This window comes from Microbispora corallina (assembly GCF_016863035.1).
In the GTDB taxonomy this organism is placed as follows: domain Bacteria; phylum Actinomycetota; class Actinomycetes; order Streptosporangiales; family Streptosporangiaceae; genus Microbispora; species Microbispora corallina.
In genome coordinates, this window is the sequence record NZ_BOOC01000015.1 from 64017 (window position 1) to 78743 (window position 14727).

Here is a 14727-nt window from a genome sequence, read left to right on the forward strand (position 1 = left end):
TCGTGACTGTAGGGCCATCAGTTCGTGAAGATTGTCTTCGCCTGCGCCTCGATGCTGTCCTGCAGCGATTTGATCCCCGACGGGCTCGGGTCGTTGATGAACTTCTGGATCGAGGGGATCATCACGTTGCTGGCGAAGCCGGGGTCGGTGTCGCGGTCCATGAACTGGGAGACCGCCTTGCACGAGGCGATCATCTCGACCGACTTCTTCTGGATCGCGTTGTAGGTCGGGATGCTGGCGCCCTGGGCGAGGGCCACGTCCCACTGGTCGGTCTTGAGGAAGGTGGCCTCGGCGTCGCCGGTCCCGAGGTACTCCAGGACCTTCTTGCCCGCCGCGACCGTGTCCTCCTTGGCGTTCTTCGCCAGGCAGAACCCGTCGGTCGGGGCGTCCATGTAGTCCTGGCCGAACTGCGGGTTGATCTCCGGGAAGGCGAAGAAGTCGAGGTCGGCCAGGTCCTTGCCGTCGGTGACGTACTGGGCGGCGACCTGGTTGGTGCCCTGGAACATCAGGCCGGCCTGCTTGCTCTCCAGCGTCTTGACCGCGTCCTGCCAGATGCGGCCGGTGGCGCCGGGCTGGCAGTACGGCAGGATCTCGGCCCACTGCTGGAACACCTGGGTGACCCGCGGGTCGGTCCACGGCACCTGGTGCTTCATGAGCTGGATGTGGAAGTCGTACCCGTTGATCCGCAGGTTGAGGATGTCGAAGGTGCCGAGCGCGGGCCAGCCGTCCTTGTCGGCGAAGGCCAGCGGCGTCAGGCCGTCGCCCTTCATCTTCTTGAGCAGGGCCACGTAGTCGTCCCAGGTCTTGGGGATCTCGTAGCCCTTCTCCTGGAAGGTGCTCTTGTTGTAGAAGACGACCCACGGATAGTTGTAGATCGGGACGAAGTAGTAGTGCCCGTCCAGGCCCTTCGACAGCGACTGCGCGGCCTGGCCGAAGTTGCCGCCGATCTTCTGCCAGACGTCGTCGATGGGCGCGATCAGCCCCTGCTGGGCGAAGAACTGCATCCGGTAGCCGGCGAACCAGGTGAACAGGGTGTCGGGGGTGCCCTGGAGGTAGGAGTTGATGTTGTTCTGGAACGTGTTGTGGTCGACCGTGTTGAGCGTGATGGTCGCCCCGGCCTGCTGCCCGGCGGTCTTCGTGAGCGCCTCGAACGCCGCCTTGGGCGCCGGGTCGGAGTAGTTCGACCCGAACGTGACCGTCGTCGCGCCGCCGCCCGAGCCGCCCGACGACGTGCCCGACGGGCTGGAGGAGCTGCCGCAGGCCGTGAGGAGACCGGCCGGGACCGCCGTCGCGCCGAGGGTGAACGCGAGCCCCTTGAGCACCGAACGGCGGCTCGTGGGGGACCCCGGCAGACCGGACGGGCGGGGAGTGACGGAGTGAGACATGACGCCTCCCGAATGGGCGCAGAATCAGTCTTTAGCGAACATAATTAAACAAGTCCGATCAGAGTTAAATCCTCGTCTCGCGCGCGTGTCAAGGCGACCCGAATCTCGGTTGCGTCACGGTGACAGGCCGGGTCCCCCTGCCTGAACGGCGTACGGCTCCCGGATGAGCGCGGTCCTTCGCCCCTGGTCTGGCCCGATTCGCCTGTTCGGCTATGAAGGAACATGAGGGATTTCGTGAATCAGACGGCGCGCGTTCGATTTCTCGGTTCGATAGGGCGCGAAATGCCCCTAAAAGGGGAGAGTCGGTCATTCGGGCGGCGTTCTATGTCTCCCACTCGGGGTCCGGCGGCAGCACCGGCGCCCCCGCGATCTCCGCGTCGGCGGCGAGGATCGTCGATACGTACTGGTCGTCGACGCGGTAGCCCATGCCGTTGCACCGGAACACGGGGTCGAGGTTGGTGTTCACCGGCCCGATCCGGGTCGCCCGGGGCAGCCGGGCGTACACGCCCTTGGGGCGGTCCCGGTTGAACGCTCCGCAGTGCAGGATCGTGATGGTCCTGTCGGTCACCGCGAAGATGAAGTTCGCCCCCTGCGTGTACGCGGGGAACAGGTACTGGAGCACCTCGTCCGGGTCCAGGAACGGCCGGCACCGTTCGCGGACGGTCGACGGCAGCGGCATCGCGCACCTCCAGGATCGCCGTCCCCGACCATACGACCGCGCCGTCCCGTCCGGAAGCCCGGACAGGACGGCGCGGCGCCGGCGGTGTGGGGGTCAGTGCGCCCGCGGCAGCACCTGGACGGTGTCGCCGACCGGGCGCTCACCGGTCGCGTCGGAGGTGTGGTTGACCAGGGCGCCGTTCACCGCCATGGCGGTCGAACCGCCGCCGTCGAGGTTCAGCGCCTGGACGGCTCCGAGGGACCGCATGAACGCCGCGCCCTCGGCGATGGTGAAGCCCTCGCTGCCGCCGCTGAGGCGGCCGTCCACGGTGACCAGCAGCAGGCGGCCCCGCTCGTCGACACCGGCCATGGTCCGGGGCTGGCGGTTGTTCGCCCATGCGTACCCGAAGGACAGGTCGGCCGGGTCGACCGTGCCCTCGGCGGCCGCGTCGATGTCGATCCGGCCGTCCCGCACGAGCGTGGGGGCGGCGCTGACAACGCTGTCGTCCGCGCCGAACCTGACCCTGCGGCCGTCGGCGTCCCGCACGACCTCGGTGAGCGCGACCCTCCCGCCGGTCGAGGCGTGGGCGGCCAGCCAGTCGGCGGCCGGGCCGACGCCCTGGAGGACGGTCTGGCCGGGCGCGACCGAGCCGCCCCGGTCGCCGACCGACACCACGCGGTCCCGGCCGTCCAGCACGACCTGGACGCCGGCGCCCGTGGGCAGGGCGTGGACGTACTCGGGGGTGAACGCCACCAGGTCGTCGGTCTCGGCGCAGGTCACGTCCTGGCGCGGCTCCTCGGTGGGGGTGCCGCCGGGCTGGCCGCAGTCCCGAACGAGTCCCGGCGTGCGGTTGACGCCGCGGACGGCGCGGGCCGAGCGGCCGGCGCGCGCGGTGACGGTCGTGGTCAGGTCGGCGACGCGGGGGCGGCGTCCGCCGTCCGCGAGGATCAGCGCCGCGCGCGCCCCCACGGCCATCGACGCGAGCGCGCCGCGGTGGACGCTGAGGCCGGCCGGGATGCCCTGGACGCCGTCGGCGTCGGAGGTGACGAAGAAGCCGCCGTTCACGCCGACCAGGGAGCCCAGCCGGGCCGCGACCGACGACGTCGTCTCCCGCTGGGTGACGTTCCCGTCGTGCGTGGCCTCGACCGAGCCGCGGAAGACGTGGGGGTCGACGACGGCGACGTGGATGTTCTCCACGTCGGCCGGCTGGTCGGCGTCGTAGCCGGTCCACTCCACGGCCGTGTGGAAGCCCGCCGCCGTGACCTTGGACGCCGTCGTCTTCGCCGCGTCCTGGGTGTCGTAGGAGCCGACCCGCACCCGCACGCCCATGAGGCCGGAGGGCGTGTCGCTGTAGCCCGGCCACGGGATCCGCCGCACGTCCGGCTCGAAGCCCGCCGCCCGCAGTCGCGCCGCGGTGTCCGAAGCCCAGGACTCCGGTCCCACCGCGGCCCAGGCCTGGGCGCCGGTGAACCGCGCCGTCACCGGGGCCTGCACGGTCACGGTCCAGCGGGGTGCGGCCGCGGGGTTGGTGATCGTGCCGGTACGCACCTCCACCCCCGGCGCGACGGTTGCCGTCGTCCACTGCGCGGTGGTCGCGGGGGCGGCGACCGGCGCGTCCGCCGCGGCCACGCCGGGGACCGCCACCGGCGCCGCGAGGGCCAGGGTGACGGCCAGCGCGGTGGCCAGGTGGAGCGCCGGCCGCGTACGGGTGCCGCGACCGCTGCCTGGGGCGTCGTTCATGCCGGTTCCTTACAACTCGGGGAGGCGCCCGGAGGCGCCGTTGCGAACGGTCTGGAAGTCCAGCGCGCCGAGGCGAACTCCAGGACGTGGGCAGGAGGGCGTCCGCGGTCGGTCGTGTGAACACCCGGTGCCGTCCAGCCCGGCGGAGGCGACGCCGGCCGCGGTTTCGCTGCCCGCCGCCTCTACGGCGGACCCTCTGACACGTCTTCTTAGAAGTATTAAATTAAGCCTTGACACTAGTTCGAGCCCGGATGCACTGTGATCCGGTAGAGCGCGCCCTGCCCCCTCCTTTCGTGCCCCGGTCAGCCGGACCGGGCGTGCGAAGCACCCCCCATTCCGAGGAGAAGCAGTGCACCCACCCCGTTCGGGCCGGTTGGCGGCCATAGTGGCGTCGCTGGCCCTGATCGCGACCGCGTTGACGGTCGGCCCGGCCGTCGCGGCCGACACCCTGCTGTCGCAGGGGAAGACGGCGACCGCGTCGTCCACCGAGAACGCGGGCAGCCCGGCGTCGGCGGCGGTCGACGGCGACGCCGGCACCCGCTGGTCCAGCGCGTTCGGCGATCCCCAGTGGCTGCAGGTCGACCTGGGCGCGCCCGCGACCGTCAGCGGCGTCGTGCTCAACTGGGAGGCCGCGTACGGGAAGGCGTTCAAAATCCAGGTCTCGGCCGACGCGGCGAACTGGACGGACGTCTACTCCACGACCACCGGCGCCGGCGGCGTCCAGACCCTGGCGGTGTCCGGCACCGGGCGGTACGTCCGCCTCTACGGCACGGCCCGCGCGACCGCGTACGGCTACTCCTTGTGGGAGTTCCAGGTCTACGGCAGCTTCACCGGCACCTCGGGCTGCGGAACGGCCGACGCCGCGCAGGGCCGCCCCGCGACCGCCTCCTCCACCGAGAACGCCGGGACCCCGGCCTCTGCGGCCGTCGACGGAAACGCCGGCACCCGCTGGTCGAGCGCCGCGAGCGACCCCCAGTGGCTCCAGGTCGACCTCGGCTCGTCCACGACCGTCTGCGGGGTGACCCTCACCTGGGAGACCGCGTACGGCAGGTCCTTCCAGATCCAGGTGTCCGGCAACGGCACGAGCTGGACCGACGTCTACTCCACCACGACCGGGGCAGGCGGCGTCCAGAACCTGACCGTCTCGGGCACCGGCCGCTACGTGCGCCTGTACGGCACGGCCCGCGGCACCCAGTGGGGGTACTCGCTGTGGGAGTTCGCCGTCCACACCGGTGGGGTGACGACCTCGCCCTCGCCGTCCCCGTCTCCGTCGCCTTCCCCGTCCCCGTCTCCCGGCGGTGACGTGGAGCTGTCCTACCAGAAGCCGGCCACGGCCTCGTCGTACCAGGACGACGCGAACTGCCGCGGGTGCGGCCCGGCGAAGGCCCTGGACAACGACCCCGCCACCCGCTGGGCCACCAGCGCCACCACCGGCTGGGTCGACCCGGGCTGGATCTCGGTCGACCTCGGCGCCCCGGCCGCCATCCACACGGTGATCCTGCAGTGGGACCCGGCCTACGCCACGGCCTACCAGCTGCAGACCTCGAACGACGGGACGAACTGGACGTCGATCTACTCCACGACCACCGGCAAGGGCTTCAAGGAGACCATCACCGGCCTCAACGGCAGCGGCCGCTACATCCGCATGTACGGCACCGCCCGCTCGAACGGTTACGGCTACTCGATGTGGGAGTTCCAGGTCTACGGCACGGGCGGCAACCCGACCGCGCCGCCGGCACTGCCGAAGAACCCGGCGTTCCCCGCCACCAAGCTCGTCTTCAGCGACGAGTTCAACGGCGCGGCCGGCACCACACCGGACGCGGGCAAGTGGTTCGCCGACACCGGCCCCGGCGTCAACAACGAGCTGGAGTACTACACGGCGAACCAGAACGCCAAGATGGACGGCAACGGCAACCTCGTGATCCAGGCGCGCAGGGAGACCACTCCCGGCTCCGCCTGCCCCGGCGGCCCTTGCCAGTACACCTCGGGGCGGATCAACACCGCGCGGAGCTTCAGCTTCACGTACGGCCACGCCGAGGCGCGTATCAAGGTCTCCGGCACCCAGGGCCTGTGGCCGGCGTTCTGGCTGCTCGGCTCCAACTTCCCGACCGCCAACTGGCCCTACTGCGGGGAGATCGACATCATGGAGCACGTCGGCAAGGTGCCCAACGCCGTGTACTCGACCATCCACGCCCCCGCCTACAACGGCGGCGGCGGCATCGGGTCGCCGTACACGATCGGCGGGGACTTCAAGGACGGGTTCCACACGTACGCCGTGGACTGGGACCAGTCGCACATGACGTTCTACGTGGACGGCAACGCGTTCTTCACCGTGAACAAGGCCGAGGTGGAGGCGACCCGGGGTCCCTGGGTCTACGACCATCCCTTCTACATCATCCTGAACAACGCGGTCGGCGGCGACTGGCCCGGCGCGCCCGACGGCACGAGCGTCTTCCCGCAGGACATGGCGATCGACTACGTGCGGGTCTACCAGTAACGACGTCCCTGTGACCGCCGATCTCGCGGGGAGCCCGTGCGGCTCGCGCGAGATCGGCGCGTCGGGGTCCGGTCATGCGCAACGAGGTGATCGAAACCGTCTGACGCCGGGCGGAGACGGGCGTGACCGGTGGCCCGATTTGCGCCCGGGGGCATCTGAGTTCCAAAGTTGGACTCATGACGACGACCGTGAGCTCCCGTACCCACAGCTGGGCCCCCCAGACCCTCCCCAGCCCGGAGATGAGCGGGCTGGACTTCCTCCAGGCCCTGCTGGACGGGAAGATCCCCCCGCCGCCGATCGCGGGCACGCTGGGCTTCACTCTCGTCCACGTCGAGCCGGGGGTCGCCGTCTTCGAGGGGGAGACCGGCGAGCACCAGTACAACCCCATGGGCTCGATCCACGGCGGCTACTTCGCCACCCTGCTCGACTCGGCGCTCGGCTGCGCGGTCATGACCCGCCTCCCCGCCGGACGCGCCTACACGACGACCCAGCTGGGCGTGCACATGGTCCGCCCGGCCTTCTCCCACACCGGGACGCTGCGGTGCGAGGCCACGGCCATGCACGTCGGCAGGACCGTGGCGACCGCCGAGGCCCGTCTGACCGGCGTGGCCGACGGCAAGCTGTACGCACACGGCACGACGACGTGCGCCGTCTTCCCGATCGCGCAGTGAACCCCCGCGTCCGCTCCTCACCGTCTGAGCTGCGGATACATGAGAACCATCCCCTTGACATAAGTCGGGCAGCCAGTCAGATAACGGACTGGTTCTTTCTCGATACTCTTCGCCACCGGCCGGGCGGCGGATACGGTGCCCTTGCCTCGGCCGTTCCCACCCGTCCCTCCACAGGGTAGGGCCGGCCGGACGGCACGCCGTGTGACCCGGAGCACGGCGCAACGCCCCCCGGCCTCCCCTTGGACGGGGGGCGTTCCTCGTGTGCCGGGTCGTGCATCGCGCCGGGGAGACCCGGGGAGCCCCGGGGAGCCCAGGGGAGCCCGGCGACGGCGCTGGTAGCGTGCCCGCATGCGGATCGCCGACATCGACGGGCCGGGCGGGGAGGGCGTGTCCCGCGCCGGCCCCGTGCCCACGGGACGGAGAGCCGGCCGCCTGTCATGACCTACCGTCACGCCACCGAACGGGACGACTACGAGGACCTGGCGGGCGGGGCCGTCCTGCATTCGGCGCCGGGCTTCCCCGCCTTCCCGGTCCGGCTGGCCAGCGAGATGTTCCAGCGTGCCCTGCACGTGCGCGGCGGCGGGCCGTGCATGGTCTGGGACCCCTGCTGCGGCAGCGGCTACCTGCTGACCGTGATCGGCTTCCTGCACCGCCGGTCGATCTCGTCCCTGCTGGGCTCCGACGCCGACCCCGAGGCCGTACGGCTCGCGGAGCGGAACCTGGGCCTGCTCGGACGGGACGGCCTGGAGGCCCGGGCCGCCGACCTCGGCGCGCGGGCCGAGCGCTGGGGGAGGCCGTCCCACGCCGCGGCGGCGCGGTCCGCCCGGCGGCTCGCGCGGACGCTGGCGGACGGCGGGGGCGACCTGCCCGCCGAGGCGCGCCGCGCCGACGTGTTCGACGCCGGCGGGCTGCGGGAGGTCCTCGGCGGACGCCGTCCCGGTTTGGTCGTCACCGACGTGCCGTACGGCGAGCAGACGTCCTGGCTCGGACCGGACGGCGGGAGCGGCGCCGCGGGCATGCTCCGCACGCTGGGCGCGGTGCTGCCCGAGGGCGCCGTGATAGCGGTGGCGGTCAGGGGCCGCCGGCCGCCGCGCGCCGACGGCGCCCACGGCCTGGTTCCGCGCGGATCCTTCAAGGTCGGCACGAGGACCGTCACCCTGCTCCAGACGGCGGCCGGGGGCCCCCGGGACGAGGACGGCCGCCGAGTCGCGCCGTGAGCGGCCGCGCCGCGACACCCCGGCCGGGGGAGCGGTCAGCGCAGGCGCTCGGCCAGGAACTCCTCCCAGGTCCGCCCGCCCAGATCGGCGCCTTCGAGGGACAGGTTCCCCCCGGCCCGGTAGACGCGGCCGGCCTTCCCCGGCATCCGCACCGGCAGCGTGGGACGCCGGCGGCCGACGGCCGCGAGGTAGCCGCGCACCAGGTCGCCCAGGCCGTACACCCGGGGCCCGGCGAGGTCGGGCACGAGACCGGACGGCTCGCCGAGCGTCAGGCCGACGAGCCGGTCGGCCACGTCGCGCGCGTCGACCGGCTGGAAGCGGAGGCCGCCGGGGACCGGCACCACGGGCAGCCTGGCCATCTGCCGCACCACCTTCAGGACCAGGTCGTGGAACTGGGCGGCCCGCAGCGTCGTCCACGGCAGGCCGGAGCCGGCCACGGCCTGCTCCGCGCCCAGCTTGGCGCGGAAGTAGCCCAGTGGGACCCGGTCCGCGCCAATGACCGAGATGTACACCAGGTGCCGGACGCCGGCCCGCGACGCCGCCCGCACGAGGTTCCGGGTGGCCTCGTCGTCGCCCTTCGACCCGCCGGCGAGGTGGACGACCACCTCCGCGCCGTTCACGGCCGGCTCGATCCCCACGCCTGTGAGAAGGTCGCCGGTCACGTGGTCCACGCCGTCCCCGGACTCGCGGGCCCGGCGGCTGAGCACCCGGACCGCGTGTCCGGCGTCCCGCAGGGCCGGCACAACGAGACGCCCGAGGGTGCCCGTGCCCCCGGTGACCAGAACGAGCGATGTCATATGTCCTCCTTCGGACCGGGAGCCGCGCCCCCGGTCACATCCGCCGGTTTCGGTGGGTCTACCGCTGGGACACCGCGCGGGAAAGGAATGTGACGACGTGGACGAGGGCGATCGGCTGGCGGAGCGTTTCGAGGAGCACCGGGCGCGGCTGCGCGCGGTGGCCTACCGGATGCTGGGCTCGTCGAGCGAGGCGGACGACGCCGTGCAGGACGCCTGGTTACGCGTCAGCCGTGCCGGAGCCGGCGGCGTGGACGACCTCGGCGCCTGGCTGACCACGGTGGTGGCCCGCGTGTGCCTGAACATGCTGCGCACGCGCGCGCACCGGCGTGAGGACCCGCTCGACGGGCGGGCCGATCCGACGGCGGGCGGCGACCCGGAGCAGGAGGCCGTGCTGGCCGACTCGGTGGGGCTGGCTCTGCTGGTCGTGCTCGACACGCTGACGCCGTCGGAGCGGATCGCCTTCGTGCTGCACGACATGTTCGCGGTGCCGTTCGACGAGATCGGCCCGATGATCGACCGGTCTCCGGCCGCGGCGCGCCAGCTCGCGAGCCGGGCCCGCCGCCGGGTCCGCGGGGAGACGGCGGTGCCCGACGCCGACCTCGTCCGGCAGCGGCGGGTCGTGGACGCCTTCCTGGCGGCCTCCCGCGGCGGCGACTTCGAGGCCCTCGTGGCCGTGCTCGACCCCGAGGTGGCGCTGCACGCCGACGCGGCGGTCGGGCCGACCCCGGCGCCGGTCGTGCTCCGCGGCGCGCGGTCCGTCGCGAAGGGCGCGTTCCTCGCCTCCGCGCGGGCCAGGTTCACCCAGCCGGCGCTGGTGAACGGCTCGGTCGGTCTCGTGATGGCGCCGCGGGGGAGGCTCTCGCTCGTCCTCGGCTTCGCGATCGCGGACGGCCGGATCACGGCGATCGACATCATCGCCGACCCGGACCGGCTCCGCGGCCTCCACCTCGCCGTGCTCGACGCGTGACCGGGACCGTGGTCCCGCCCGGGGTGGAACTAGGGTGTGGCGTGTGACGCCCACTCACCTGGCCGCCCATCCGGCGCCGCTCACGGCCGGCGCGCGGCGCGGCCTCCTGCCCGCGGCGCCGTACGCCGTGCCCGGGACGGCGGAAGGGAGCGTCGCATGACGACCGCCCGCGCCGGTGACGTCGACTACGACGCCCACGTTCACGGCTACGCCGTCCAGCGCAGGACCGACCCGCGGATCGCGGCCAGGGTCCACGCGGCGATCGGGGAGGGCCGCAGCCTGATCAACGTCGGCGCGGGCGCCGGGTCGTACGAGCCCGACGACCGGTACGTCGTGGCCGTCGAGCCCTTCGCGGTCATGCGGGCGCAGCGCCCGGCGCACCGGGTGCCCGCGCTCGACGCCGCCGCCGAGCGCCGCCGGTTCCCCGCCGTCGACTGGATCGCCGGGCGGATCGGGACGACGAGCCGCGTGGAGACGGTCCCGGTCCCGAACGACTGTGTGGACGGCTTCGTCGAGGCCTACTACGCCCGGCCGGAGCACTTCCTCGACCCGCGGGTGCGGGCGTCGCAGTCGGCGTGGGGGTTCGTCGACGACGAGGTCGAGCGCCGCGCCGTGGAGCGCCTGCGCGCCGACCTCGACAGCGGGGCCGGGGACGCCCGGTTCGGCCACCTGCGCGGGCAGCCGGAGTTCCACGGGTCCCTCCGCCTCGTCGTCGGACTCCCGTGACCGCGCCCCTCCCCCTCCCCCTGCCCGTCCCCCCGGCCGCCGCACGAGGAGACACGGCATGACCGAGCGATCCCTCGACGACACCAGGGCCTTCTTCGCGGCCAAGGCGGCCACCTGGGAGGAGAAGTACCCGGACGACGGCCCGGCCTTCGCCGCGGCCGTCGCCGGCCTGGCCCTCCCGGCGGGCGGCGTGGCCCTGGACGCCGGGTGCGGCACCGGCCGCGCCTTCCTCCCGCTGCGCGCCGCCGTCGGGCCGTCCGGGCACGTCGTGGGCGTCGACGTCACGCCGGAGATGATCTGGTCGGCCCGCGACCGCGGCCGGGGCGCCCACGGCACCCTGCTGATCGCCGACGTCGGACGGCTCCCGCTCCGCGACGGCGCGGCCGACGGCGTGCTGGCGTCGGGGCTGATCTCGCACGTCCCACAGCCGGCCGAGGTGCTGGCCGAGCTCGCCCGGGTGACCCGCCCCGGGGGCAGGCTGGCGCTGTTCCACCCGGTCGGCCGCGCCGTCCTGGCGGCCCGGCGCGGCCGCACGCTCACCCCGGACGACGTGCGCGCGGAGCCCAACCTCCGCCCCCTGCTGGAGGCCGCGGGCTGGGCCCTGCTCGCGTTCCACGACGGCGACGACCGCTACCTGGCTCTCGCCGGCAGATGACCCCGTACGGCGTCCGCCCGCCGGGACGCCGCGACGCCGGGCGGCCCGGGGGACCACCCGGCGTCGCACGATGGCCTACGGCCAGGTGCTCCTGACGAGGTCGGCAAGCCGGCGGCCCTCCTCCGCGTAGCCCGCGACCGTGGGATGGTAGGACTCCCTGTTCGGCGGCCAGGACGCCGGGAGCCCGTTGGCGTAGGGGCTGCCGGCGCAGAAGTCGTGACCCTTGAACGCGTCCTCGACGTCCAGGACCGAGACCCCCGCGATGGCGGCCGCGGCCTTGATGACGGCGTTGAGACGCGACCACGTCCCCCGGATGCGCTTCAGCGTGGTGTCGCTGATCGAGTCGATGACGCCGAGGGACGCGCCGCAGTAGAACGGCGCGGTCTCGGGGAAGATCTGCGGGTAGGTCAGCACCACGACGTGCGCCTTGGGGGCCGCGACCCGCACGGCGTCGTAGGTGGCGACCAGCGTCCACTCGAAGTCGTCGATGAACGCGTCGGCCTTGTCGAGCTCGCCGCCGAAACAGGAGTTGATGGTGGCCGATCCCATGCAGCGGGTCAGAATGCCGGCGAAGTCGACGTCGTTGCCGCCGAGGGTGAGGGTGACCAGCCGGGTCTTCGCGCCGAGGGGGCCGGAACCGCCCGTCTGGTCGATCTGCGGCGGGTGGCCCTTGAAGACCTGCGTCAGGACGCTGGTCGTGGCCTCCGAACAGGCGAGGATCACCGGTTTGGCGCCGCCCAGCCAGGTGGGCAGACCGCTGTTCGCGGCCACCATGGAGTACGTCTTGTCCGAGCGGTCGCAGTTGTCGCCGGGGAAGCCGGAGTGGTCGTAGGTGCCGAGGCCCGCGGCGTAGGAGTCGCCGAGCGCGACGAACGGCACGGAGGTGTCGACGGCGGGCGGCTGGGCGGAGTCGCAGTGCGGGACACCCGGTGAGAAGCCGTCCGTGCCCTGCTGAGGCGTGGAGACGAACCAGTCGTAGACCCACCTGTTGTCGCCGATCTTGTCCCACGTCCTGCTGGTGAGGCCGTCGTACGGGTCGGCTCCGCCGTTGTTGACCTGGCAGATCACGCTGACCCCGGCACCCTCGCGGAGGGTGGCGACGACGTGGCCGGTCTCCGGCCGGCTCTGCACCGACAGACTCCCGTCCGTGCCCTGGATCCGGTAGCCCGTGGGGCCCGGGGTCTGGGTGGGCGAGCAGTGCGGGATGCCCGGCGAGTATCCGTCCGCGCCCTGGGGCGGCGTGGAGACGAACCAGTCGTAGACCCACCTGTTGTCGCCGATCTTGTCCCACGTCCTGCTGGTGAGGCCGTCGTACGGGTCGGCGCCGCCGTCGTTGACCTGACAGACGACCTGCACCGGGTCGCCCTCCCGCAGGGAGCCGACGACGTGGTCGACGGCCGGCCGGCCCTGGACGGTGAGCGTGCCGTCGGTGCCCTGGACGTGGTATCCGCCGCCCGGGCTCCCGGTTGTGGGGGAGCAGTGCCGCACGCCGGGAGAGAACCCGTCGGCGCCCTGGGGCGGGGTGGTGACGAAGTGGTCGTACACCCATCCGCCGCCTGCGACCAGGTCCCAGGTGCGGCTGGCGAGACCGTCGTCGGGGTCGGCGCCGCCATTGTTGATCTGGCAGACCACCGCCACGGCGTCGCCCTCGCGCAGCCAGCGGACGGGGTCGCCCACCTTCGGGTCGCGCTGGACGGCCAGGGTCCCGTCCGTGCCGTCGACGTGGTAGGTCTGCGTGGGAGGCACGCACTGGCCGGTGACGTCGTCGGGAACGCAGGCCAGTGCGGGTGTCCCGGCCGCGACGACCAGGCCTCCCGCGGCCAGCGCGGCCGCGCAGGCGACGCGCGCGACCAGCCTCAGCTGCAGCATGGAGCACCTCTTCCTGCCGGCCGTGCGGCCCTGGCGGGCCGGGGGGAACGCGGCCGGCGCCCTGAGTGTCCCGGCCCCGCGGATCGGCGTCATGTCGGGCAAAGGCACTCGAAACATGTCCTGGCTTCACGCCACATGTCGCGTCATCACCTGACATGACGGGAGCTGATCGACGGCCCAAAACTCATCGGTGACCGCCGTGATCGATTGGAGTCGCCCATGCCGCGATCGTCCGGACCCGCCGCCACGCGGGTGATCCTGCTCGCCGTCGCGACGCTCCTGCTGCTCGCCGGTTATCCGGGGTCGGCGTCCTCCGCCGCGGCCCGCGCCGTCCCCGCGAGGGCCGTGGCCACGCCCGTCACCGGGCACGCCCGGCTGGCCGGCGACGACTACCCGTACGCCACTTTGGGCCAGTTCGAGCAGATGGGGCCCACGGACCCGTGGAACGAGTTCTACGGCCAGTGCGACTCGTTCGCCGCCTGGAAGGTGTATGAGAACCTGGGCGGCCTCACCAGGGCCAACCCCGACCGGATCCCCGTCTCCGGCTTCACGCCGCCCGACGCGAACCGCAGCCCCGTCTGGGGCACGGCCCGCCCGACAGGACGGTCGAACTGGGGCGACGCGAGGGACTGGGGGCGGGTCGCGCCGGGCTACGGCTACGCCGTGGACGGCACCCCGCGCCCGGGCTCGATCGCCTGGTGGAGCGACCAGGGCACGGGAATGGCCCTGGGCCACGTCGGCTACGTCGCCGACGTCTACCCGGACGGCACCATCCTCGTCGAGTCGTACAACCTCCGGGAGAACGGCCAGTACTCGACCGTCCACCTCGGCCCGGGGGGAACCGACGACAGGAGCTTCCACCTGCCGGCCTTCCACGTGGTCTGGCCCACCGGGTTCATCCACATCGGCGACGGCGCGTTCCAGACCGTCCAGCCGCCCGCCCCGGTCCCCGCGGTGGCGTTCCACTACCCCCGCAACGTGTACGGCCCGGGCGACGGGAGCGGCTTCTCGCTGGCCGGGGCGGCCTACCCGGGCAGTGACCACGGCTGGTACACCCACGCCGGGCACGGCGAGATCGGCCAGATGAAGTGGACCAACACCCACGCGGGCGCGGCCGACTCGACCGCCACGTGGAGCCCGCCGCTCCGGGCCGGCGCGTGCTACGCCGTCGACGCGCTGATACCCGACAGCTACTCCAACGCCCCAGCGGCGACGTACCTGGTCAGCGGCGCGGCCGGCACCACGACGGCCCGCGTCGACCAGAACGCCTTCACCGATCAGTGGGCGCGCGTGGGCGTCTACCAGGCCGGACCCGACGGCCGACTCAGCGTGACCCTCACCGACCAGAGCCCGGCCGGCTCCTACGTCGCGGCCGACGCCATGCGCTTCGTCCTCCAGACGGCCTGCCCGTCCTGACGCCGCCGGCGCCGGCCGGGCCCACCCCCGGCGCCCTGCCGTCCCGTCCCGGCTCCACGCCGCGGTGCCGGTGCCGGTGCCGCCGGTGTGGCGCACGGCGCTCGCACACTCCCCGCGACCCTCCCTCGC

The 14727-nt window shown here is 73.0% G+C and carries 12 protein-coding genes; 7 read left to right on the forward strand and 5 right to left on the reverse strand.

Annotated features, from left to right (window positions below; translation table 11 throughout):
• Positions 1-17 precede the first annotated feature (17 nt).
• The 3 genes from Mco01_RS18550 to Mco01_RS18560 all read right to left on the reverse strand — a co-directional run bounded on the left by Mco01_RS18550 (position 18) and on the right by Mco01_RS18560 (position 3783).
• Positions 18-1385, reverse strand: coding sequence for an ABC transporter substrate-binding protein (locus tag Mco01_RS18550; RefSeq protein WP_204058139.1), 1368 nt, complete (start codon positions 1383-1385; stop codon positions 18-20).
• Positions 1386-1707: 322 nt separating this feature from the next.
• Entirely contained in the window at positions 1708-2064 is a 357-nt protein-coding gene (locus Mco01_RS18555) for a hypothetical protein (RefSeq protein ID WP_204058140.1), read from the reverse strand.
• Between the two features lie 93 nt (positions 2065-2157).
• Entirely contained in the window at positions 2158-3783 is a 1626-nt protein-coding gene (locus Mco01_RS18560; protein WP_204058141.1) for a phosphodiester glycosidase family protein, read from the reverse strand.
• A 349-nt stretch (positions 3784-4132) separates the two neighbouring features.
• Between Mco01_RS18560 and Mco01_RS18565 the strand changes: the two genes are divergently transcribed.
• The 3 genes from Mco01_RS18565 (at position 4133) to Mco01_RS18575 (ending at position 8168) form a co-directional block, all read left to right on the forward strand.
• Positions 4133-6280, forward strand: coding sequence for a discoidin domain-containing protein (locus Mco01_RS18565; RefSeq protein ID WP_204058142.1), 2148 nt, complete (start codon positions 4133-4135; stop codon positions 6278-6280).
• Positions 6281-6456: 176 nt separating this feature from the next.
• The gene (locus Mco01_RS18570) at positions 6457-6951 is read left to right on the forward strand and encodes a PaaI family thioesterase (RefSeq protein WP_036333256.1); all 495 of its coding nucleotides are present in this window, start codon (positions 6457-6459) and stop codon (positions 6949-6951) included.
• A 437-nt stretch (positions 6952-7388) separates the two neighbouring features.
• A complete protein-coding gene (locus tag Mco01_RS18575; RefSeq protein WP_204058143.1) occupies positions 7389-8168 on the forward strand; it encodes an rRNA methyltransferase in 780 nt (259 codons plus the stop codon).
• Between the two features lie 35 nt (positions 8169-8203).
• Here Mco01_RS18575 and Mco01_RS18580 read toward each other — a convergent pair whose 3' ends face one another.
• On the reverse strand, positions 8204-8965 hold the full coding sequence (locus tag Mco01_RS18580; RefSeq protein ID WP_204058144.1) for an SDR family oxidoreductase: 762 nt from the start codon (positions 8963-8965) through the stop codon (positions 8204-8206).
• Between the two features lie 97 nt (positions 8966-9062).
• Between Mco01_RS18580 and Mco01_RS18585 the strand changes: the two genes are divergently transcribed.
• The 3 genes from Mco01_RS18585 to Mco01_RS18595 all read left to right on the forward strand — a co-directional run bounded on the left by Mco01_RS18585 (position 9063) and on the right by Mco01_RS18595 (position 11313).
• Entirely contained in the window at positions 9063-9932 is an 870-nt protein-coding gene (locus Mco01_RS18585; RefSeq protein WP_204058145.1) for a sigma-70 family RNA polymerase sigma factor, read from the forward strand.
• Between the two features lie 156 nt (positions 9933-10088).
• Entirely contained in the window at positions 10089-10658 is a 570-nt protein-coding gene (locus Mco01_RS18590; protein ID WP_204058146.1) for a hypothetical protein, read from the forward strand.
• Between the two features lie 58 nt (positions 10659-10716).
• The gene (locus tag Mco01_RS18595; RefSeq protein WP_204058147.1) at positions 10717-11313 is read left to right on the forward strand and encodes a class I SAM-dependent methyltransferase; all 597 of its coding nucleotides are present in this window, start codon (positions 10717-10719) and stop codon (positions 11311-11313) included.
• A gap of 75 nt (positions 11314-11388) precedes the next feature.
• Here Mco01_RS18595 and Mco01_RS18600 read toward each other — a convergent pair whose 3' ends face one another.
• Positions 11389-13182: a GDSL-type esterase/lipase family protein gene (locus Mco01_RS18600; protein WP_204058148.1), complete on the reverse strand. Its 1794-nt coding sequence runs from the start codon at positions 13180-13182 to the stop codon at positions 11389-11391.
• Between the two features lie 219 nt (positions 13183-13401).
• Here Mco01_RS18600 and Mco01_RS18605 point away from each other — a divergent pair, with 219 nt between their 5' ends.
• Entirely contained in the window at positions 13402-14598 is a 1197-nt protein-coding gene (locus tag Mco01_RS18605; RefSeq protein WP_204058149.1) for a golvesin C-terminal-like domain-containing protein, read from the forward strand.
• The last annotated feature ends 129 nt before the right edge of the window (positions 14599-14727 follow it).

What these genes read in the sequence shown, in the direction of transcription:
- Mco01_RS18550 (WP_204058139.1), bottom strand. Translation starts at nt 1,385, where the DNA reads ATGTCTCACTCCGTCACTCCCCGCCCGTCCGGTCTGCCGGGGTCCCCC.
- Mco01_RS18555 (WP_204058140.1), bottom strand. Translation starts at nt 2,064, where the DNA reads ATGCCGCTGCCGTCGACCGTCCGCGAACGGTGCCGGCCGTTCCTGGAC.
- Mco01_RS18560 (WP_204058141.1), bottom strand. Translation starts at nt 3,783, where the DNA reads ATGAACGACGCCCCAGGCAGCGGTCGCGGCACCCGTACGCGGCCGGCG.
- Mco01_RS18570 (WP_036333256.1), top strand. Translation starts at nt 6,457, where the DNA reads ATGACGACGACCGTGAGCTCCCGTACCCACAGCTGGGCCCCCCAGACC.
- Mco01_RS18575 (WP_204058143.1), top strand. Translation starts at nt 7,389, where the DNA reads ATGACCTACCGTCACGCCACCGAACGGGACGACTACGAGGACCTGGCG.
- Mco01_RS18580 (WP_204058144.1), bottom strand. Translation starts at nt 8,965, where the DNA reads ATGACATCGCTCGTTCTGGTCACCGGGGGCACGGGCACCCTCGGGCGT.
- Mco01_RS18590 (WP_204058146.1), top strand. Translation starts at nt 10,089, where the DNA reads ATGACGACCGCCCGCGCCGGTGACGTCGACTACGACGCCCACGTTCAC.
- Mco01_RS18595 (WP_204058147.1), top strand. Translation starts at nt 10,717, where the DNA reads ATGACCGAGCGATCCCTCGACGACACCAGGGCCTTCTTCGCGGCCAAG.
- Mco01_RS18600 (WP_204058148.1), bottom strand. Translation starts at nt 13,182, where the DNA reads ATGCTGCAGCTGAGGCTGGTCGCGCGCGTCGCCTGCGCGGCCGCGCTG.
- Mco01_RS18605 (WP_204058149.1), top strand. Translation starts at nt 13,402, where the DNA reads ATGCCGCGATCGTCCGGACCCGCCGCCACGCGGGTGATCCTGCTCGCC.